Raw genomic sequence first — 20,416 nt, 5'->3', positions numbered from 1 at the left:
GAGCTCTTTTCCCCCTCATCCTGAGGTGCGAGGCCCCCGGCGATGCGCAGCATCGTCCGAAAGCGAGCCTCGAAGGACGCACGTCCGGTCTGCAGCGCCGCTTGTCTTGCTCATGACGCCCCCCGGCTGCGACAATGCCGGCATCATGGCCGATCCGATCCCCGTCACATCCTTCCTCGACCTCGACCCGGACGACGTGAGCTACAGCTTCGTCCGCGCCTCCGGCCCTGGCGGGCAGAACGTCAACAAGGTCTCGACCGCCTGCGAACTGCGCTTCAACCTCGCGGCCTCCAGGCTGCCGCCCGACATCAAGGCGCGGCTGGTGCCGCTGGCCGGGTCGAAGCTGACCAAGGATGGCGTCATCGTCATCCAGGCGGACCGCTTCCGCTCCCAGGACATGAACCGCGAGGATGCCCTCGCCCGCCTGGTCGAGATGGTGGCCAAGGCGGCCGTGCGGCCGAAACGGCGCATCGCAACGAAGCCGACCCGGGCGTCGAAGGAGCGGCGGCTCGAGGGCAAGCAGAAGCGCGCGGGCGTGAAGAAGATGCGGCAGGGCAAGCCGGGGATGGATTGAGCCCGAGGGGCAGCCCGGCAGACCATCGGGCGCAGTCCTCGAACATGGACGGAAACTACCCGACCAGCGTCACGCTGTCAAGGATAATATTCCTAGTCGAGAGTCCCTTGATGGGGCTCCTCACACCAGCCCGGCCGCCACTGCGATCCGGACCTGACCGGCAAAGGCCGCATCGGCCGGGGCCGTTTCATGGGCAATGCCAAGCACGTCCAGCGCTGCCGCATAGCGCGCCGCCAGTGCCTCGCCGCCGACGATCACCATCGATCCGCTGACATCCGGCGCGAAATGGCGGGCCTCGGCGATCTCCGTGCCGATGAGCAGGCCCGACAGCCGCTCCGCCGTCTCGGAAGCGGGAAAGTCGCCGAGGAGGCTCCCCGCCCGCTGGCGGAACAGCTTGCCGAGCAGGCCCGCGCCGCTCTCCGCCGCCCCAAGCGCCACCCCGGCGGCGAAAGCCTCCGGCGCGTCGGCACGCTCCGCCGTCGTCAGCTTCAGCACGGTGTGGTCGCGCAGCGCCGCGAAGGCATCGCCCGTCATCGCCGTCCGGAAGGCTGTGATCCGCCCATCCTCCACCCGCACCCATTTGGAATGGGTGCCCGGCATGACCGCGAGCCGGGTGCCGGCAAGCCGCAGACTGGCGATCTGCGTCTCTTCGCCGCGCATGACGTCCGGCGCGCCGTCGGCATGGCGGAACGACAGGCCGGTGATGAGTGCGATCCGCCGCCCGCCCTCCGTGGTGAAGCGGGTGAGGGCGCCGGCGAGTTCCGCAGCCCCCGCAGGGCAGGGGAGGTAGGCGGTCTCCACCCAGCCGCTGCGGCTGGTCACCATGCCGGAGGCGATGACAGGCAGGGCGCGGGCCCTGTCCCAGCCGCCGACGGCCCGCTCCAGCACCGCCTCGAAACCGCGGTCGGTCACCGACAGCAGCCCGTCGCCGCTCGCCGTCCGGTCGAGGATCGCGCCGTCGCCGTCCATCAGCACGGCGCGGAACGAGGTCGTGCCCCAATCGACGCCGATCAGCCGCGGTTCCGACATTGCAACCCTCCCAACAGAACGTCCGAACAGAACGCCCGTTCTGCGATACGGCAACCGCTCACAAGACCTGTCCCCTTGCCAGCGCGCCCGCGCAGGCTTTAATCGCGCCCCGCACGATCACCAAGCCCCGTCCTCCAGCGCAGATCATCGCTCATGTCCCATGACCTCGCCGTTGCCCGCGCCGCGACCCTCCGCCCCATCGCCGAGGTCGCCGCGACGGCGGGAATCCCGGTCGATGCGCTGGAGCCCTATGGCAAGCACATCGCCAAGCTGGACGAAGGCTATCTCGCGGGGCTGAAGGGCCGGGCGGACGGCAAGCTCGTCCTCGTCACCGCCATCAACCCGACGCCAGCCGGCGAGGGCAAGACCACCACCACGATCGGCCTCGGCGACGGCCTCAACCGCATCGGCAAGCGGGCGGTCATCGCCTTGCGCGAGCCCTCCCTCGGCCCGGTCTTCGGCACCAAGGGCGGCGCCACCGGCGGCGGCAAGGCGCAGGTCCTCCCCATGGAGGCGATCAACCTCCACTTCACCGGCGATTTCCACGCCATAACCTCGGCGCACAACCTCCTCGCCGCCCTGGTCGACAACCACGTCTACTGGGGCAATGCGCTGGCGATCGACACCCGCCGCATCGTCTGGCGTCGCGTGCTCGACATGAACGACCGGGCGCTGCGCGCTATCGTCAACGGCCTAGGCGGCGCCGGCAACGGCTATTCCCGCGAGGACGGCTTCGACATCACGGTGGCCTCCGAGGTCATGGCCTGCTTCTGCCTCGCCGATGATCTCGCCGACCTCGAGGCGCGGCTATCGCGCATCGTCGTCGCCTATACCCGCGACAAGAAGCCGGTCACCGCCGGCCAGCTAAACGCCGCCGGCGCCATGACGGCGCTGCTCAAGGACGCGATCAAGCCGAACCTCGTCCAGACCATCGAGGGCTCGCCCGCCCTCATCCATGGCGGTCCCTTCGCCAACATCGCCCATGGCTGCAACTCGGTAATCGCCACCCGCACTGCGCTGAAGCTCGGCGACTACGTGGTGACCGAGGCGGGCTTCGGCGCCGATCTCGGGGCCGAGAAGTTCTTCGACATCAAGTGCCGCAAGGCCGGCCTCAAGCCCGACGCCGCTGTCGTCGTCGCCACCGTCCGCGCTCTGAAGATGAACGGCGGCGTCGCCAAGGCCGACCTCGCGCGCGAGAACCTCGAAGCCCTTCGCGCCGGCATCGTCAATCTCGGCCGCCATGTCGAGAATGTCCGCGCCTTCGGCGTGCCGGTGGTGGTCGCCATCAACCACTTCACCACCGACACGGCGGCCGAGCACCAGCTCATCGCCGACATCTGCCGCGACGAATTCGGCGTCGAGGCGGTGCAGTGCCGCCACTGGGCGGATGGGGCGGCGGGGGCCGAGGACCTCGCCCGCAAGGTCGTGGCGCTCTGCGAGGGCGGCACGGCGCATTTCCAGCCGCTCTATCCGGACAACCTGTCGCTCGAGGGCAAGATCCTCTCGGTCGCGACCCGGATCTACCGCGCCGACGACATCGCCATCGCGCCCAAGGCCGCCGCCGACCTCAAGGCCTTCGAGGCTGCGGGCTATGGCCACCTGCCGGTCTGCATGGCGAAGACGCAATATTCCTTCTCCGCCGATCCGAGCCTGCTGGGTGCACCGACCGGACACACCGTGCCGGTGCGCGAGGTCAGGCTCTCCGCCGGCGCCGGCTTCGTCGTGGCGATCTGCGGAGACATCATGACCATGCCGGGCCTGCCCAAGCTGCCGGCGGCCGAGGCGATCCATGTCAGCGCGGAAGGGCTGATTGAGGGGCTGTTCTAAAGGGGCGGTCGATCTGCAGGACCGAACTGCGTCCTTCGAGGCTCGCCCTACGGGCTCGCACCTCAGGATGAGGGCGGTTGAGCGTTGCATGGACGTTGCTGTCCTTTGCGGCAGCACCTTGCCTGCAGTCCACACCCATCTTCATCCTGAGGTGCGAGCCCGTAGGGCGAGCCTCGAAGGACGCACTTGCGGTCTGCAGCGCCATCCTCAACGAGCGCTTGGATGCCAGAGCGGAGTGAAACCGTTTTGCAGCGCCGCCACGATGGCAGCGGGCGTGAGCACATCCACGGGTCCCGATGGAAGCGGCGTCCCCTCCCCATAGCCGCCATACGACCACGCCAACGTCATTCCGCCTCTCACCGCGAAAGCCTGCCCCCCGACCGCGATCATCGCCCCATCAGGCAGACCCGCCGCCTCTGCCTTCCAGGTCCGCTTCACCCGGCCCTCCAGTCGCTCCGCATGCAGCACGGCGTCCATGTCCGGCGCCTTGGGCGGTGCTGGCAGCCCCTTCGCCCGCGCCCAGGCGGCGGCGAAGCGCGTCGCATCCGCCCGCCGGCACTCGAAGCAGGGCCGGTGGCCGGCGGCGAGCGCCGTTGCCTCGTCGAGGAAGAAGAGCTCGGTATAGCCGCGGCCCATCAGCGGCGTGCGCCGCCGCCCCTTGAACGACAGGACACAGCAGATCCATTGCCGCGAGGCCCAGGGGCGCGGCCCGATGGTGCGGTCGTCGCGATGGAAGCGGCCGCCGCGATTGCCGAGGAAGAGCCCGCGCTCCGGCACCGCCGCGATCGCTCCGAAGGGATCGACGCGGTTCGGCAGCGGCATGGGCTCAGTAGCGCGCGTCGGCTGACGGCCCGCGCTGGGTGCCGAAGATGCTCTCGAAGAAGTTCTGCGGCGGGGGCGGGGCCTGCTGCACCTGCGGTGCGACCTCGACCGGCGGCGGCGCCTGCCGCTGGACCGGCCTGACGATCGCCTGTGGCGGCGCGCCCGGCGCGTCCCAGCCATAGATGTCGTCACGGAACTGCACGGTGCCGTCCGGCGCTGACCAGCCGGTCAGATAGACCCAGGCGACCGGCACGGCCTGCGTCAGCCTCACGTCGCGGCGCTGCGTCTGCGTCATGCCCTCGACCACCTGCTCCTTGGTGAAGCCTTGGGGGCCCAGCAGCCAGGTGACGAAGTCGGAGACGTCGGCGACGCGCACGCAGCCCGAGGAGAGCGTGCGGCTGTCGGACTGGAACAGCCCGCGCGACGGCGTGTCGTGCATGAACACCGCTTCCGTGTTCGGCATGTCGATGCGCACGCGGCCCAGCGAATTGCCGGGGCCGGGATCCTGCCGCAGCGTGTAGTTCACCGCCCGCTCGGTCGACCAGTCGATGGCCGCCGGGTTCACCTCGTTGCCGGAGCGGTCGAGGATGCGCACCCGCATGTTGGCGAGGGTCGCGGGGTTGCGGCGCATGCGCGGGATGATGTCGCGCTTGATGATCGAGGTGGGGATCGTCCAGGTCGGATTGAAGTTCACCACCGTCAGCCGTGTCTCGACCATGGGCGAGGCATGGGCCTGCTTGCCGACGATGACCACGTGGCGGCGCTTGACCACGTCGCCCTCGATGGCCTCCGCGGCAGCGGCGGGAATGTTGACGATGACGTAGCGCGGACCGAAGGCGAAACGGCTCTCGGCGAGCCGCTCCAGCGACTTCTCCAGAGAGCGGATGCGCGCCTCGACGGGAATGTTGAGCTGGCGGATGGTCGCCGCCGCGACGATGCCCGAAGGCAGCAGGCCGACGCGGCGCTGGAAGCGCTGCACGGCGGCGAAGGTGGCATCGTCGAAGAGGTCGCCGCTGGCGAACTGTGCGGGAAGGTCACCCTCGGCGGCGAGCCGCTGCTTCAGCCGGAGGACCTCGCCGCCGCGCTGGCCCTTGGTGAGGCGTGCCGTTGGCGGAAGGGTACCCCAGCCGCCGCGCCGGGCGATCTGCTGGTACTGGGCGAGCGCCGACCGGGTGACGGCGATCGTCTGCGGCCCATAGGTCGGCTGTGGATCGGTCGAGAGCGCGGTGACGCGCGGCGGCGGCGGGGGCCGCGGCGGGCGCGGCCGCGCGGGAGGGGCGGCGGTCGCCGGCTGCGCGCCGTCAGCGGGCGCCTGCGCGGTGGGAGCCGGAGCAGCAGGCGCCTGGGCCGCGGGAGGCGGCGCAGCAGGGGCTGCGGCAGGAGCCGCCGGCGCCTCGGTGGCCGCGGGCGGCGTCTGTGCCTCGGCGAGCGTCGGCGCAAGCGCCGTCATGGCGCTGAAGAGCGCGGCGCGGAGCAGCCCGGGGGAGGTGATGTGAATCATGCAATCGGTTCGTCACGGCAATCGATACATGCGGTCCATAGCCGAATTGTGGCCGCATGTCCCATGACGTGACGGAGGGGCAATGCGGCTCAGCGCGCCCGGGCGATCGCGGCCTTCAGGCTCTCGGGAAGCGGGATCGGCCGGCGGCTCGCCGCATCCACATAGACATGGACGAAATGGCCATGGGCGAGGGTCGTCTCGCCGCCCTGTTTGAAGATGCCGATCTCGTAGCGCTGGCTCGACGAGCCGCTCTCCGCAAAGGCGATGCCGGCCTCCAGCGGCTCAGGGTAGCTCGACGGCGCGAAGAACGAGCAGCGCGTGTCGACGACGAGGCCCATCCAGGGCCCGGTGACGGGAACGAGGCCCGCCTCGCCGATGAGGAAGGCGTTCACCACCGTGTCGAAATAGGCGTAGTAGACGACGTTGTTGACGTGGCCGTACTGGTCGTTGTCGGACCAGCGGGTCTGGATGGGTGAGAACCAGCTGAAATCGCTGCGCGGGCGGGGCGTCGGGCGGCTGCTCATCACGAAAGGTCCGTCAGCAAAGAGCGTCGGCGTCGAGGGGGCGGATATCTGGATCGCGCCAGGCGAGCCGCGCTTCGGGCGTCAGCAGGCGCTCCTTCGTCCAGAAGGTGAAAATGCCGTCCTTGGCGCCGAAAGGGCCCTCGACATAGGCGTTGACCCGCGCCGCCAGGCCCGTCTGTGGAAACCGCTCGAGGAAGCGGGCCGCCGACCAGACGAAATACATGGTCACCGTCTCGTGGAAGCCGCGCATGTCGGTGTTCACGCCGCCGACTGACAGGTTGTAGGCGCGAATGCCCTCGCGCAGCAGCTCCTTGGCTGCCTCTTCCCCGTGGGTCGCCACGTGCCAGAGGCCGGTGGCGAGATGCGCCTGGTGCGACCAGTCGGCGAAGGGCAGGGTGCGCGCCTTGAAGGCTTCGACAATGGCGAGGACGGCGGCATCGTCGCTCAGCGGCACGAAGCGTTTCGCCGGCGTATCCATGGCCATGAGCAGGGCCCCCTCGCGGCTCAGCGGCCGCCGGAAAAGACGAAGATCCGCGCCATCGCGAAATTGGCGACGAAGGCGAGACCGATGGGCACGATAGCCGCGAGCGACAGGGGGAGGTAGCGCACGGCGAAGAGGAAGCTCAGCACTTCGATGGTGAGCCCCACCGTGCCCGAGGCCACGAAGCGCCAGTATGTCGGCCAGGTGAGGCGGCGGCCGCTCTCGGCGGCGAAGGTGAAGAGCGTGTTGAACAGGTAGGAGTTCGACACGGCGACCATCCAGCCGAGGGCCTTGGCGGCGCCGAGCGCGACATCGTTGGTCGAAAGTCCGAGCGGCGCGAGCACCATGAGCGTCACGCCCACCGTGATGGCGTAGTTCACGACGCCGTTCCCCGCGCCGATGAGCCCGAAGGACAGCATCTTGCGGCCTTCGCCCATCAGCCGGGACACGAGGCTTTCGGCGGGAATCTGTTGTCGCTCGTTCATCTCAGCGCCGTCGTCTACACGCTTTTGGGTCATCAAACAGCCAGTGCGTGGTGACCATGATGTCAGTGAGATTTTCACGGGGGCGTGATCTGCTCTATCATGGCCCCTCTTACCGGAGCGGCTGAGGCCGTCGACTGTCATGACCCAAGACCGGCGCGTCATCGCCTTCCCGGGCAGCGAGCCCCCGCCCTTCGGCCTCACCATCGTGGTTCCGGCCTACAATGAGGCGGAGGCGCTGCCGCACACCCACGCCAAGCTCTGCGCCTTCGGCCGCAAGCTGAAGGAGGAGCGTGGCCTTGCGGTCGAGATCCTCTATGTCGACGACGGCTCGCGCGATGGCACGCTGGCGGTCGCCCGCAGCCTGAAGGCCGAGGGTGTCGACGTTCAGGTCGTCGGCTTCTCCCGCAATTTCGGCAAGGAGGCGGCTCTTCTCGCCGGCCTCGACAATGCCCGCTACGGCGCCGTCATCTTCATGGATGCCGACGGCCAGCACCCGACCTCCGTGGCCGAGACGCTGGTCTCGCGCTGGCTCGACGACGGCTATGACGTCATCTTCACCTATAAGGCCCATCGCCGCGACGAGCCGCGGCTGCGGACCCTCTTCGTCAATGCCTTCTACGCGCTGGTGAATGCCGGCGTGCGCCACAAGATCCCGGCCGATGCCGGCGATTTCCGCCTGCTCTCGCCCCGCGCCGCGGCCGCCCTGCGGCGCCTCCCCGAGCGCGGCCGCTTCTTCAAGGGCCTGTCGAGCTGGGTCGGCTTCCGCCAGATCGGTGTTCCCTACGAGCCCGACCCGCGCGAGCAGGGTGAGGCCAAGTGGAGCTTCTGGGGCCTTCTCGCCTTCTCCATCGAGGGCCTGACCTCCTTCTCCATCGTGCCGCTGCGCCTCGCCAGCCTCCTCGGCGCGGCGCTGGCCGCCTGCGCCTTCCTCTATGGCCTCTACATCGTGGCCGAGACGGTGTTCCTCGGCCGCGCCGTGCCGGGCTACCCGTCCGTCTTCGTGGCGGTGACCTTCATCGGTGGCGTCCAGCTCCTGATGATCGGCGTCCTCGGCGAATATATCGGCAAGATCCTCTCCGAGCTGAAGGGACGGCCGGTCTATCTCGTCGCCGAGCAGAGCCTCGTCCGCGCGGCCGAACAGCCGGTCGGGCAGGCGGATGCCGGCGCGCCGCTCGCGCCCCGCGAATGACGCGCCGCTTCACCGCATGAAGCGCCTGATCCTCTGCGCCGACGATTATGCGCTGGCGCCGGGCGTCTCGCGCGCCATCCGCAATCTCGCCGCGGCCGGCCGCCTCAACGCCACCTCGGTGATGACGCCGGGGCCGAATCTCTCGGACGAGGCCGCCCGGCTGCTGGCCGTCGCCCCGCCGGGCTTCCAGATCGGCCTGCATGTGACGCTGACCGGCGGGCTGACGCCGCTCACTGCGCCGCGCGTCGCCTTCGCCGAGGGCATCGGGTCGCTGCTGGTGCGCTCGCACCTGCGCCGCCTCGACCGCCCGGCCCTCGCCGCTGAGATCGAGGCCCAGATGGCGGCGTTCCTCGCCGCCTTCGGTCACCCGCCAGATTTCATCGACGGCCACCAGCACGCCCATCTCCTGCCGGGCATCCGCGACCTCGTCGTTGCGGCCGTCGATCATCACGCGCCGGGCGCTTGGATCCGCCAGTGCTCAGGACCCCGTGGCGCTGGCGAGGGCCTGAAAGGCCGCGTCATTGCCGGCCTTTCGCGGGGGCTGAAGCGGCTCGCCGCGCGCCACGGCATCCCGACCAACCCCGCCTTTTCAGGCGCCTATGATTTCGGCCGCGGCGAGTTCGCGATGCTGTTTCCCCGCTTCCTGGACGGCCTGCCCGATGGCGCGGTGGTCATGGTCCACCCCGGCGAGGTCGATGACGCGCTGAAGCGGGTCGACCCGGTCCATGGCCCGCGGGAGCGCGAACGCGACTATCTCGCCGGCGCGGCCTTCCCCGCCGCCCTTGCCGCCGCCGGCTTCCGCCTCGCCTGACAGGCCGCGCACAGTGCCGTGAGGCGGTGGCGGGGTGCTTTCGCCTTCGCCACGGATCGGCCATAACTCCTGCCGACAAGGCGGACCATGGCACGCTTCTTCTTCAATCGCAGGGGTCAGGACCCCGAAACCGCGGACGCCTCGCGCCGGCTGACCGCCCTCGTTCGCGAGGTCCTCGCCCTGACCGAGGATGACGGCGTGACGGTGAGCGAGATCGCCTGCTCCCATCCCGAATGCGGCGACGCCGAGACCGTCGTCCTCATCATGCGGCTCGGCCGCAAGACCGAGGCGGTCAAGGTCCTCAAGGCCATGCGGCTCGTCACCGAGGACGACCTGCGCCGCGCGCTCGTCGACGCGCCCTCCGACATCCTGTCCTGACATGACCGCGACCGTGACCGCTCGCCCTCGTTCCTCCCTTTCCGGTGCGCCCGCACCCGTCTGACTCACCTCCGGGGTTCCCTCATGCTTCCCATCGCCCTCGCAGCAGGCCTTGCCGGCGTCGCGACCGCCGGCGCCAGGCTTGCCGGCCTGATCGACCTGCCGGTCTATGTCTTCGCCCTGACGCTCGCCGCAGCCGTCATCGCCTTCCTGGCGCGCGGGACGAGCACGCTCATCCGCGCCATCATCGGCTTCCTCGTCGTCTGGCACCTGACTGCGCTCGGCATCCTCCTCCTCAACGAGGCCGGCCGCATGCCCGAGGCGCTCGGCCCTTATCTTCCGACGCGCGCCAGCATCCTGCTCTCGGTGATCTTCGCCATCGCCGTCTATGCGCTGAGCTTCGTCGGCACGATCCGCCAGATCACCCGCCTCGCCGATCCCTTCTTCGAGGCCCGCGACATCGGCGAGGTGCGGCTGCCCTTCGGCCTGTCGTTCCGCATGCAGGAGCGCTACATCGCCCACGCGCTGCTCTACATCCTGCTGATCATCAATGTGGCGCAGGTGCTGGCGACCGTCCTGCTCAACCAGTGGAACAACCGCTTCTATACGGCGCTGCAGCAGCGCGCCGAGGCGACCTTCTGGATCGAGCTCCAGTATTTCACCATCGTCGCCTTCCTGTGGGTGATCCTCGCGGTCTACGAGCTCTACCTCACCCAGTTCACCCAGATGCGCTGGCGCACCTGGATGACCCAGCGCATGACCGGCCACTGGCTCGACCGCGGCGGCCACTACCGCATGCGCCTCACCGGCTCCCAGGCCGACAACCCCGACCAGCGCATCGCCGAGGACATCCGCCTGTTCACCGAGAACACGCTGGCCCTGATGATCCGCTTCTTCTCGGCGATCCTGTCGCTTTACGCCTTCGTGCTCATCCTCTGGGGCCTGTCGGCGAGCTTCAAGTACAACGTGCTCGGCTTCGACCTCGAGTCGATCCCCGGCTACCTCGTCTATGCCGCGCTCTTCGTCGCCATTTTCGGCACGGTCTGCGCCCATCTCATCGGCCGCAAGCTGATCGGCATCAACTTCCTGCGCCAGCGCTACGAGGCCGATTTCCGCTACAGCCTCGTGCGGGTGCGTGAGAACGACGAGCAGATCGCCCTATTGAAGGGCGAGCAGGCGGAGGCGCAAGGCCTCACCCGCCGCTTCGCCAATGTGGTCGCCAACTGGTTCGACTACATGAAGTACACCAAGCGGCTCACCTGGTTCACGAGCTTCGTCAACCAGGCCTCGATCATCTTCCCCTTCGTGCTGCTCGCGCCCGCCTATTTCTCCGGCGCCGTCCAGCTCGGCTCGCTGACCCAGACCGCCGGCGCGTTCGGCCGGGTCGAGGCGGCGCTGATGATCTTCACCAACCTCTACGCCTCGCTCGCCGACTATAAGTCGGTGATCGACCGTCTCACCGGCTTCGTCCGCTCCGCCGATGCGGCCCGCGAAACGCCGCCGGCCGCCATTGCCGGTGCGAAGGATGGGGAGGCGCTGCGCCTGTCCAACCTCACCGTCACCCTGCCCGACGGCAAGGCGCTGGTCTCCGCCCCCGACATCACCGTCGGCCCCGGCGAGCGCGTCCTCGTCACCGGCCCCTCCGGCTCGGGCAAGTCCACCCTGTTCCGGGCGATCGCCGGCATCTGGCCGCATGGCTCCGGCTCGGTGACCGGACCTGCCGGCGCCGACATCATGCTGCTGCCGCAGCGGCCCTATTTCCCGGTGGCGACGCTGCGCGACGCCGTGACCTATCCGGCCGAACGCGGCGCCTATTCGGATGCCGAGATCGTCGCTGCGCTGGAGGCGATGAACCTCCCGGGCCTCGTCTCCCGCCTCGACGAGGAGGCCGCCTGGCACCAGATCCTCTCGGGCGGCGAACAGCAGCGCCTGGCGCTCGCCCGCGCCATCCTCTGCAAGCCCGACTGGCTCTTCCTCGACGAGGCGACGGCGGCCATCGACGAGGTCGGCGAGGCGGCCCTCTACAAGGCCATCGTCGAGGCGCTGCCGAAGGCGACCATCGTCTCCATCGGCCATCGCTCGACGCTGGTGAACTTCCACGACCGGCGCGTCCACCTGACCAAGGACGAGAGCGGCCTGCACGTCGCCGCCGATGCGCCGCTGATGCCCCTGGCAAAGGCCTGAGGGAGCCGGGCCGGCCTTCTGCCCTAGAAGGCCGGCGCGAAGCTAACCGTGCCGCGGACGCCGGTGAAGGTCATGCCGCCGCGGCCGTTGGGCCGCCACCGGTTCGCGCCCTGGATCGCCCAGAAGATGGCGCGCTCCTGACGGTCCACCTCGCCGCCGCATTTCCGCTCGACGAAATTGAGCGGCCCGAAGCGGATGTCGCTCGGGCCGGTGCGGCGATAGTCGGCGCTCACCGGATTGCAGCCGCCGAAGCCGGCCATGCGAAACCCGGGCGTGAAGGTGAAGGCGGGGCGATCGGTTGCAACCGGCGGCCGGCCGTTGATCGAGACGACGGCGAGGCGCGTTCCCGCGGGAAAGCTGTTGTAGAGCAGGATGTCCGCGCGGGAGGGGCGCTGCGGACGCGGCTCCTCACGCCGGCGCTGGGCTTCGGCCGCAGTGGTCGCGAGCATGAGTGTCGCCACCGCAAGGGCAGCAGGGGCGAAGGCCTTGGCGCGGGTCATGGTGCCGGTTTAGGCAGGACCGCCCGCCGCTTCAACCCCGCCTTTGGGGATCAGCCGGCCGCGGCCAGCCCGTCCCGGGCCCAGGCCTCGCGCTTGCGGTAGATGGTGGACGGGCTGATCTCCAGCGCCGCAGCCGCCCGCGACAGGTTGCCGTCAAAGGCGGCGAGGGCCTCCTCGATGATCCGCTTCTCCTGCACCCAGAAGGGCTCGATGCGGGGCGCCGTCGTCAGCGTTGTTGCTGGCGCCGCCGGAGCGGACGGAGCCTCGAGCGGCTGGGAGCCATGGGCGAGCGCCAGTGGCAGCATGGCCGCGGTGACGCGATCGCCATCATGCATCACCACCAGCCGGCGGATGACGTTCTGCAATTGCCGGACATTGCCCGGCCAGGCGAAGCCGGAGACGATGGAAAGCGCCGCCGCGTCGAAGCCGCGGAAATGACGTCCCTCTTCGGCGGAGAAGCGGGCCAGGAAGGCCTCGGCCAGGGCCACGACATCATCGCCGCGCTTGCGCAGCGGCGGCAGGTGAAGCGGCAGCACGCAGAGCCGGTAGTAGAGATCCTCGCGGAAGCGCCCCGCCGCCACATCGGCGAGCGGATCGCGGTTGGTGGCGCAGACGAAGCGGACATCGACCTTGCGCAGCTTCGTGTCGCCGACGCGGCGCACCTCGCCGGTCTGGATGAAGCGCAGCAGCTTGGTCTGCAGCGCGAGGTCCATCTCGCAGATCTCGTCGAGGAAGAGCGTGCCGCCATCGGCGAGCTCGGCGGCGCCCGGCCTGTCCTCGGTGGCGCCGGTGAAGGCCCCCTTCACATGGCCGAAGATCTCGCTCTCCATGAGATCCTTGGGGATTGCGCCGCAATTGATGGCGACGAAACGGTCGCGTGTCCGGCCGGATCGCCCGTGGATCGCCTGTGCGGTGACCTCCTTGCCCGTGCCGCTCTCGCCGGTGACGAAGACCGGCGCTCTCGACGGGGCGACGCGACGGATCTGCTCATAGAGCTCGCGCATGGCAGGCGAGGAGCCGATGAAGCCCTCGAAATCGGTGAGGCTGCGCGCCTCTTGCGCCACTGGCTTCAGCGCCGGCCACTCCTCGGCCATCAGCCGCGTCGCCCGGCGGGTCCATTCGGCCGGAGACAGCGGCACGGCGGCGACGTCGCTCGCCCCTGCCCGCATGGTCTCGACGGCAAGGCCGAGCGACAGCCGGGCGCTGGTGGCGAGGATCGGGCCCTCGTAGCCGGTGAAGCGGATGAGATCGATCGCCTCCTCCGGCGTGCCGCCGGCGCTGTCGAGGCCGAGGACGAGGAGGTCCGGGTCGCGATGGTCGAGCGCGGCGAGGCCCTCGTCGAGGCTCGCCGCCTCGTGACAGGCCGCGATCGTCGCGAGCGCCTTGCAGGCAGTGCGACGGGCAGCAGGTTCCGACTCAATCACGAGAACGCGACGCGGAGGCGCGGGCTCTTCTGGGCCCTCGAAAGGCATCATGGCCGGGCGACCCCTCACACGGACCGGTATGGAGGCCACACTGTGGGCGAACAGGGTAAACGCCGGGTTTCAACTCCCTTGCCGGAACCTTTCATTGCGTCCCGAAAAGGAACGGGCCCGCGCATGGCGGGCCCGTGAAAAAGCGATGACACCAGAGGTCAGAGGCGGCCGCCCTCGCCGCCACGGCCTTCGCCGCGACCACCATGGCCACCGTGGCCGCCCCAGCCGCCGCCCATGCCCATGCCCGGGCCCCAGCCCATCCGGCCGCCGCGTTCCATGACGCGGTCGATCCGGCGCTTCTGGGCCTCGTCGAGGGAGGCGTAGAGCGGGCCCGCCGCATCGGCGAGCTTGCGCATGGTCGCGGCGTTGGCGGCCATGCGGTCGGCGGCGGTGCGCAGGCGTTGCACCGGGTCCGGGCGCGCCGCGTCGCGGTTCTCCCGCATCTCGCGCCAGCGCTGCATCCGCTCTGTCATGCGGGCATCGCGCTGGCTGGCCGCCTCGCGCAGCGCGGTTTCAAGCGCAGGCCAGTGGCGCTCCTGATCGGGGGTGAGGCGCAGCATGGCCTTGAGGCCGGCGATCCGCGCATCCGTCATGGCGGCGCGGTCCTCCGGGTTCATCATGCGGCGCCAGCCGGGGCCACGCGGACCATCCGGGCCGGGGCCGGCCGCATCGGGGCCGGGAGGGCCACCCGGACCGCGCGGCCCGGGGGCCGGCTGGGCAAGGGCGGCGGCGGCGAGCGCCATGCTGGCGGCAACGCCTGCGGCGATGATCCTGGTCTTCATGGAGAAGTCTCCTCGTGGGTCGGCCCCCCGATCCGCTTGAGGAGAATCTAGGATCGCGCGCCGCGGACCCCTAGTTAAACTTCGTTCATGTGGCGCCGGGCGTCAGGCCTGGTCGGCCCTGGGCGCCTTGCCGAACTGGGCGAAGAGGCCCTCGAGCTGGGCGAGCTGCTGGTCCTGCACCTCGCGCCCGGCCTCGAACATCCGCCCCATCGTCGCCGTCCAGGTGTCGGCCGCCTGCTGGCCGAGGCTGCGCGGGCCGGTCGCCTCGCCGGCCGCCGGCTGCGGCGGGGCCATGGCGGCGGCGAGCAGGGGATTGGCCGCCTGCATCTGGCGGCCGAGCTCCATCATCTGCTCGAGCCCGGGAATGGGCGGCATGGCGCCGGCGGTCTTGCCCGCCTGGGGGAAGAAGTTGCCGAACATCCCCATCATGCCCCCGACCGGATCGGCCGCGGCGGTCGATTGCGGCGGCATCATCTTGGCCACCATGGCGGTGATCATCTCGCCGAGCGGGTTCTGGCCGGCCATGGCGCCCTTCATCAGGCCGCCCATGAGCATGGAGGCCATGACCGGCATGACCTGCTTCATCGCCTCCTGCTGGAAGCCGGTGGCGACAGCCGTCTGCTGGGCGATGGCCTGGGAGAGTTCGGGGCCGAAAATGCGGCCGAGCGCCTGCTGGCCCGCCGTCATCATCGCCTGGCCCGCCGCCATCGGCTGCTCGAACATCTGCGCGTAATTGGTGCCGCTGGCGAAGAGGCCGAAGAGCTGCGCCATGTCCATCGGCGACTGCGTCGCGCGGTTGAGGCCGAGGGAGAAGGCGGGCAGCAGCGCGTCCATCGCCGTCTTCATCTGCTGCGCGCCCATGCCGAACTGCGCGGCCATCTGGTCGAAGCCCTGCTGCTTCTGCGCCTGGGCGAGGATCTCGGCGAGGTTGAACATGGTCGTGACGCTCCCCTGACGCGGCGATTCCCGCCTGCGTCTGGCATCTAACCACGCCCTCCCGGCGCCGTCACGGGCCGGCGGTCGCGCCCTTGCCGGAGGTGAAGGGGGATTGCGCGGCAGGCGGCGGGGCCGGCTGCGGCGGCTCGGCCGGCGGGCGATCCGCCATGCGGGCGATGACGCGGAAGCAGATGGCCATGGACAGGATGCCGAAGAGGATGCCGCCGGCCGCCTGGCCGGCGATGATGCCCTCGGCGCCATGCGCCGGACCGGCGATCCAGGCGCCCGCCATGGCGAAGGGCACCGTGCCGACCGTCGCCCGCGCCCAGTTCAGCGCGGTGGAATAGGTGGGAAAGCCGAGATTGTTGAAGGCGGCATTGCCGACGAAGACGGCGCCGTTGAAGGCCCAGGCCAGCGAGGCGTAGGCGCAAAAGAAGGCGATGACGGCAGCCGCCGCGCCGCTGGCATCGAACAGGCGCACCACCTGGTCGGAGAGCAGGAGAAGGACCAGCCAGACGGCGATGCCGTAGAGGCTCATGAAGACGAGGCTGTCGACCAGCACCTGCCTGACCCGGTCATAGCGGCGCGCGCCGACATTCTGCCCCATGATCGGCCCGACCGAGCCCGACAGGGCGAAGAAGGCGCCGAAGGCCACCGGCACGAGCCGTCCGAGCACCGCCCAGCCGGCGACCGCCCCGTCGCCGTAGCGGGCGATCATGGCGGTGACGATGCCGTTGCCGACCGGCGTCGCGACATTCGTCAGAACGGCCGGCACGGCGATGGCGGCAAGCGGACGGACGTCCTCGACAATGGCCTTGAGGTGCGGCTTGGCGGTGAGCTGGTGCACCACCGTCACGCCGCGCCAGCCGACCACCGCCATGGCGATGCGCGAGATGATGGAGGCGACGGCTGCGCCATCGACGCCCATCCCGAAGCCGAAGATGAAGAACGGGTCGAGCCCGGCCGTGACGAGCCCGCCCACCAGCGTCACCCACATGGCGCGCCGCGCATCGCCGACCGCCCGCAGGATGCCGGAATACATCATGCCGAGGCCGAGGAAGACGGTTGCCGGCACGACCATCCAGAGGAAGCGGTCGGCGATGGCGTGGGTGCGCCCGCTGGCGCCGAGCGCGGAGAGGATCTGGCCCGACACCGGCAGCATCGCCACCGACAGCACGATCATCACCAGCGCCATCAGCACCAGGCTGGAGGTTGCGAGCCGCCGCGCCTTGTGCCGGTCGCCGGCCCCGAGCGCGCGGGAGACGAGGGCTGTCCCGGCGATGGAGAAGCCGATGCCGAAGGAGGTCAGGAAGAACAGCACGGTGCCGGCATAGCCGATGGCGGCCGCCAGCTCCTGCTCGCCGAGCTGGGCGATGTAGAAGAGGTTGAGCAGGTCGACGACGAAAATCGCCATCAGGCCGACCGAGCCGGTCAGCGTCATGACGATGACGTGGCGCATGGTCGAGCCCTGCGTGAAGGCTCCGGGCACCCGCGCGGGGGTTGCGGCACTCATCCCGAGAACCTCGTCTCGTCGCTGAGCACGTCTTCGGCCTCGGGGTTGAGGGGCTTGGCCTTGCGCTTCGGCTCGGTGAGCGGCGTCGGGGTCGGCTTCTGCTGGTGCATGAGATGCATGCCGGCCTGGATCCCCTCGTGAATCTGCATTTCGAGCCGCGCCGCATCGCGCTTGCGCAGGTCGGCCGCGATTTCGGCCGCCGCATCCTGGTCGACGCCGAGGATGGCCAGCGCCTCCTGCCCGAAGACGAGGGCGCTCTCGAAGACCTCGCGGATCTCGTAGTCGACACCCTCGTTGCGCAGGTGGATCGTGTGTCCGCGGTCGAAGGAGCGCACGAAGAGCTTGGCGAGCGGGAACTCGGCCTTGACCAGCTCGACGATCTTGTCGGCCGCCTCCCGCTTGTCGACGCAGACGCAGATGAGCCGCGCCTTGCCGGCGCCCGCCGCGTGCAGCACGTCGAGCCGCGTGCCGTCGCCGTAATAGATGCGGAAGCCGAAGGTCGCGGCGGCCTGGATCATCTCCACGTCGTTGTCGATGATCGAGACCTCGGCCTTCTCCGCCAACAGGCACTGGGAGACCACCTGGCCGAAGCGGCCGAAGCCGATCATCAGAACTTCGCCGGTGAGGCCGTCCGCCACGTCGATGCCATCGAGCGAGGGGCTCTCGTCCTTCGGCATGAGATATTTCAGCCCCATCAGCGCCAGCGGGGTCAGCACCATCGAGATGATGACGATGGCGGTGAGCGTCGCATTCGCGCGGCCGTCGATGAGCCCGGCGCTGGTCGCGGCGGCATAGAGCACGAAGGCGAATTCGCCGCCCTGCGCCATCATCACGGTGCGCTCGATGGCCTCGCCATGGTTCGAGCGGGTGAGGCGGGCGACGGCATAGATGCCGATGGCCTTGGCAACCATGTAGGCGACGACATAGGTCGCGACGAGCCGCCACTCGGCCGCCACCACCGACAGGTCGAGCGACATGCCGACCGCCATGAAGAACAGGCCGAGCAGGATGCCGCGGAACGGCTCCACATCCGCCTCGAGCTGGTGGCGGAAGGTCGATTCGGACAGCAGCACGCCCGCGAGGAAGGCGCCGAGCGCCATGGAAAGGCCGCCCGATTGCAGCGCCAGCGCCGATCCGAGCACCACCAGCAGGGCCGCCGCCGTCATCACCTCGCGCGCCCCCTGCGCGGCGAGGAAGCGGAACAGCGGGTTCAGCAGGTAGCGCCCGGCGACGATCAGCGCGGCGATGGAGCCGATGCCGATAGCGACCGCGGTCAGCCGCGAGGCGAGGTTGCCGTCGGCGACGCCGGTGACCGCGGGGGCGAGGAAGGCGACGAGCGCCAGCAGAGGCACGATGGCGAGGTCTTCGAGCAGCAGGATGGAGACCATCTTCTGTCCGGGCGGCGTGTTGATCTCGCCACGCTCCTCCAGCGTCTGCATGACGATGGCGGTGGAGGTGAGGACGAAGCCGGCCCCGGCGACGAAGGACACGGCCGGCGGGAAGCCTCCGGCCATGCCGACCAGGGTCAGAAGCCCGGCGCAGACGCCGACCTGCAGCAGCCCGAGCCCGAAGATCTGCTTCCTCAGGCTCCAGAGCCGCGCCGGCCGCATCTCGAGGCCCACGATGAACAGGAACATGACGACGCCGAGTTCGGCGATGTGCAGGATCGCCGAAGGGTCCGAGATGAGGCGCAGGCCGAAGGGGCCGATGACGAGGCCGGCGGCGAGATAGCCGAGGATCGAGCCGAGTCGCGCCTTGCGGAACAGCGGCACCGCCACCACCGCCGCCGCCAGCAGCGTCACGGCAGGGACCACGAAGGCGGCGGGGGAATGGGCGTCGGCCATCGGGAGCGGACCTGCGTCGGGGAGCGGCTATTGCGGCAGCTTAAGGCGGGGCGATGCGGAATGCCTACCCCTCGCAGTCCATCAGCCGGTGCCGCCGACGGTGATCCGCTCCATCTTGAGCGTCGGCTGGCCGACACCGACCGGGACCCACTGGCCCGCCTTGCCGCAGGTACCGATGCCGGTGTCGAGGCTCATGTCGTTGCCGACCATGGTGACGCGCTTCATGTCGGCCGGCCCCGAGCCGATCAGCATGGCGCCCTTCACCGGCGCGCCGACCTTGCCGTTCTCGATCCGGTAGGCCTCGGTGCACTCGAACACATACTTGCCCGAGGTGATGTCGACCTGACCGCCGCCGAAGCTGACGGCGTAGAGGCCGTTTGTCACGCTGGCGATGATCTCGTCCCGCGTATGGCTCCCCGACAGCATATAGGTGTTGGTCATGCGCGGCATGGGCACGTGGGCATAGCTTTCGCGCCGGCCGTTGCCGGTGGCGGCCACACCCATGAGCCGGGCGTTCTGCCGGTCCTGCATGTAGCCGACGAGGCGCCCGTTCTCGATCAGCACCGTGCGGTGCGAGGCCGTGCCCTCGTCGTCGATGGAAATCGAGCCGCGTCGGTCGGCGATGGTGCCGTCATCGACGACGGTGACGCCGGGGGCGGCGACCATCTCGCCCATCAGGCCGGCGAAGGCCGACTGGCCCTTGCGGTTGAAGTCGCCTTCCAGGCCGTGGCCCACCGCCTCGTGCAGCATGACGCCCGGCCAGCCCGGCCCGAGCACCACGTCCATCTCGCCGGCAGGGGAGGGGATGCTCTCAAGGTTCACCAGCGCCTGCCGCAGCGCCTCGTCGACCGCATGGTGCCAGCGGCCCTCGGTGATGAACTCGGCATAGCCGGCGCGTCCGCCAAAGCCGTGGCTGCCCACCTCCTGGCGGTCGCCAGAGCCGGCGACGATGGAGACGTTGAGGCGGACCAGAGGGCGGATGTCGCGGAAAAGCTCGCCGTCGGGCCGGATGATCTCGACCACCTGCCACGAGGCGGCCAGCGAGGCCGTGACCTGCCGCACCTTCGGATCCTTCGCCCGCGCATAGGCGTCGATGGTCTCCAGCAGCTTCACCTTGTCGCCGAAGGCGGGGGCGGCCAGCGGATTGTCGTCGGCGTAGAGCCGCACGTTCGAGCGGACGGGGCCCGCCGCGAGCGTGCCGGAATAGCCGCCGGCCACCGCGCGCACCGTCTCCGCGGCGCGCTTCAGGGCGGCTTCCGACACGTCGGAGGAATGGGCGTAGCCGACCGCCTCGCCCTTGACCGAGCGCAGGCCGAAGCCCTGGGCGTTGTCGGTACCCGCCTGTTTCAGCCGGCCATTGTCGAAGACCAGCGATTCGGACTGGCGATATTCGAGGAAGAGTTCGCCGTCGTCGGCGCCGGTCAGCGCATCGGCGAGCACGGACCGCGCGATGGCCGGATCGAGCCCGGCGCGGGCAAGGAGAGACTGGTCGGCCATGACGGCTCCGTCGCAGGAGGAACGGGGTTCTGACCGGCTATCTAATGCGACGGCGGCCCGGGCG

At 69.7% G+C, this 20,416-nt stretch carries 19 protein-coding genes; 6 read left to right on the top strand and 13 right to left on the bottom strand.

The features are described from left to right. The first annotated feature begins 112 nt into the window (after positions 1-112). A complete protein-coding gene (gene arfB, locus C8P69_RS06795) occupies positions 113-574 on the top strand; it encodes an alternative ribosome rescue aminoacyl-tRNA hydrolase ArfB (RefSeq protein ID WP_245901912.1) in 462 nt (153 codons plus the stop codon). 120 nt (positions 575-694) lie between these two features. Here arfB and C8P69_RS06790 read toward each other — a convergent pair whose 3' ends face one another. Next, a complete protein-coding gene (locus C8P69_RS06790) occupies positions 695-1,603 on the bottom strand; it encodes a 2-dehydro-3-deoxygalactonokinase (RefSeq protein WP_108175335.1) in 909 nt (302 codons plus the stop codon). A gap of 153 nt (positions 1,604-1,756) precedes the next feature. Here C8P69_RS06790 and C8P69_RS06785 point away from each other — a divergent pair, with 153 nt between their 5' ends. Beyond that, on the top strand, positions 1,757-3,430 hold the full coding sequence (locus C8P69_RS06785; protein WP_108175333.1) for a formate--tetrahydrofolate ligase: 1,674 nt from the start codon (positions 1,757-1,759) through the stop codon (positions 3,428-3,430). A gap of 207 nt (positions 3,431-3,637) precedes the next feature. Here C8P69_RS06785 and C8P69_RS06780 read toward each other — a convergent pair whose 3' ends face one another. The 5 genes from C8P69_RS06780 to C8P69_RS06760 all read right to left on the bottom strand — a co-directional run bounded on the left by C8P69_RS06780 (position 3,638) and on the right by C8P69_RS06760 (position 7,243). Continuing rightward, entirely contained in the window at positions 3,638-4,252 is a 615-nt protein-coding gene (locus C8P69_RS06780; protein WP_108175331.1) for a hypothetical protein, read from the bottom strand. A gap of 4 nt (positions 4,253-4,256) precedes the next feature. Next, a complete protein-coding gene (locus C8P69_RS06775) occupies positions 4,257-5,753 on the bottom strand; it encodes a L,D-transpeptidase family protein (RefSeq protein WP_108175329.1) in 1,497 nt (498 codons plus the stop codon). Positions 5,754-5,842: 89 nt separating this feature from the next. Further along, complete coding sequence (locus C8P69_RS06770) at positions 5,843-6,277, bottom strand: acyl-CoA thioesterase (protein WP_170118147.1); 435 nt, start codon at positions 6,275-6,277, stop codon at positions 5,843-5,845. Between the two features lie 13 nt (positions 6,278-6,290). After that, the gene (locus tag C8P69_RS06765) at positions 6,291-6,761 is read right to left on the bottom strand and encodes a hypothetical protein (RefSeq protein ID WP_108175325.1); all 471 of its coding nucleotides are present in this window, start codon (positions 6,759-6,761) and stop codon (positions 6,291-6,293) included. Between the two features lie 20 nt (positions 6,762-6,781). Then, positions 6,782-7,243: a GtrA family protein gene (locus tag C8P69_RS06760; protein ID WP_170118146.1), complete on the bottom strand. Its 462-nt coding sequence runs from the start codon at positions 7,241-7,243 to the stop codon at positions 6,782-6,784. Between the two features lie 139 nt (positions 7,244-7,382). Here C8P69_RS06760 and C8P69_RS06755 point away from each other — a divergent pair, with 139 nt between their 5' ends. The 4 genes from C8P69_RS06755 (at position 7,383) to C8P69_RS06740 (ending at position 11,805) form a co-directional block, all read left to right on the top strand. After that, a complete protein-coding gene (locus C8P69_RS06755) occupies positions 7,383-8,432 on the top strand; it encodes a glycosyltransferase family 2 protein (RefSeq protein ID WP_108175321.1) in 1,050 nt (349 codons plus the stop codon). A gap of 16 nt (positions 8,433-8,448) precedes the next feature. Beyond that, positions 8,449-9,243: a ChbG/HpnK family deacetylase gene (locus C8P69_RS06750; RefSeq protein ID WP_245901895.1), complete on the top strand. Its 795-nt coding sequence runs from the start codon at positions 8,449-8,451 to the stop codon at positions 9,241-9,243. A gap of 87 nt (positions 9,244-9,330) precedes the next feature. After that, positions 9,331-9,621, top strand: a complete 291-nt coding sequence (locus C8P69_RS06745; RefSeq protein WP_108175317.1) for a hypothetical protein — start codon at positions 9,331-9,333, stop codon at positions 9,619-9,621. A gap of 84 nt (positions 9,622-9,705) precedes the next feature. Then, on the top strand, positions 9,706-11,805 hold the full coding sequence (locus C8P69_RS06740; RefSeq protein WP_245901894.1) for an ABC transporter ATP-binding protein/permease: 2,100 nt from the start codon (positions 9,706-9,708) through the stop codon (positions 11,803-11,805). A 23-nt stretch (positions 11,806-11,828) separates the two neighbouring features. Here C8P69_RS06740 and C8P69_RS06735 read toward each other — a convergent pair whose 3' ends face one another. From C8P69_RS06735 to tldD, 7 genes are all read right to left on the bottom strand, one after another. Beyond that, complete coding sequence (locus C8P69_RS06735; RefSeq protein ID WP_108175315.1) at positions 11,829-12,305, bottom strand: META domain-containing protein; 477 nt, start codon at positions 12,303-12,305, stop codon at positions 11,829-11,831. Between the two features lie 50 nt (positions 12,306-12,355). Continuing rightward, positions 12,356-13,729 carry a sigma-54 dependent transcriptional regulator gene (locus tag C8P69_RS06730; RefSeq protein WP_245901893.1) on the bottom strand — a complete coding sequence of 458 codons (1,374 nt, stop codon included), beginning with the start codon at positions 13,727-13,729 and terminating at the stop codon, positions 12,356-12,358. Positions 13,730-13,938: 209 nt separating this feature from the next. Continuing rightward, a complete protein-coding gene (locus C8P69_RS06725; RefSeq protein ID WP_108175313.1) occupies positions 13,939-14,562 on the bottom strand; it encodes a Spy/CpxP family protein refolding chaperone in 624 nt (207 codons plus the stop codon). Between the two features lie 102 nt (positions 14,563-14,664). Next, positions 14,665-15,498: a DUF937 domain-containing protein gene (locus C8P69_RS06720; protein WP_108175311.1), complete on the bottom strand. Its 834-nt coding sequence runs from the start codon at positions 15,496-15,498 to the stop codon at positions 14,665-14,667. 70 nt (positions 15,499-15,568) lie between these two features. After that, the gene (locus C8P69_RS06715) at positions 15,569-17,011 is read right to left on the bottom strand and encodes an MATE family efflux transporter (RefSeq protein ID WP_108175309.1); all 1,443 of its coding nucleotides are present in this window, start codon (positions 17,009-17,011) and stop codon (positions 15,569-15,571) included. After that, entirely contained in the window at positions 17,008-18,855 is a 1,848-nt protein-coding gene (locus C8P69_RS06710; protein WP_108175307.1) for a monovalent cation:proton antiporter-2 (CPA2) family protein, read from the bottom strand. The genes C8P69_RS06715 and C8P69_RS06710 overlap by 4 nt, the downstream gene beginning before the upstream one ends. Before the next feature lie 81 nt (positions 18,856-18,936). Beyond that, the gene (gene tldD, locus C8P69_RS06705; protein ID WP_108175130.1) at positions 18,937-20,352 is read right to left on the bottom strand and encodes a metalloprotease TldD; all 1,416 of its coding nucleotides are present in this window, start codon (positions 20,350-20,352) and stop codon (positions 18,937-18,939) included. Positions 20,353-20,416: the final 64 nt, after the last annotated feature.

The sequence above is a fragment of the Phreatobacter oligotrophus genome, assembly GCF_003046185.1.
GTDB classification, from domain to species: Bacteria; Pseudomonadota; Alphaproteobacteria; order Rhizobiales; family Phreatobacteraceae; genus Phreatobacter; species Phreatobacter oligotrophus.
The sequence above is the reverse complement of the archived record's forward strand: the minus strand, read 5'-3'. Positions and strand labels throughout refer to the sequence as shown.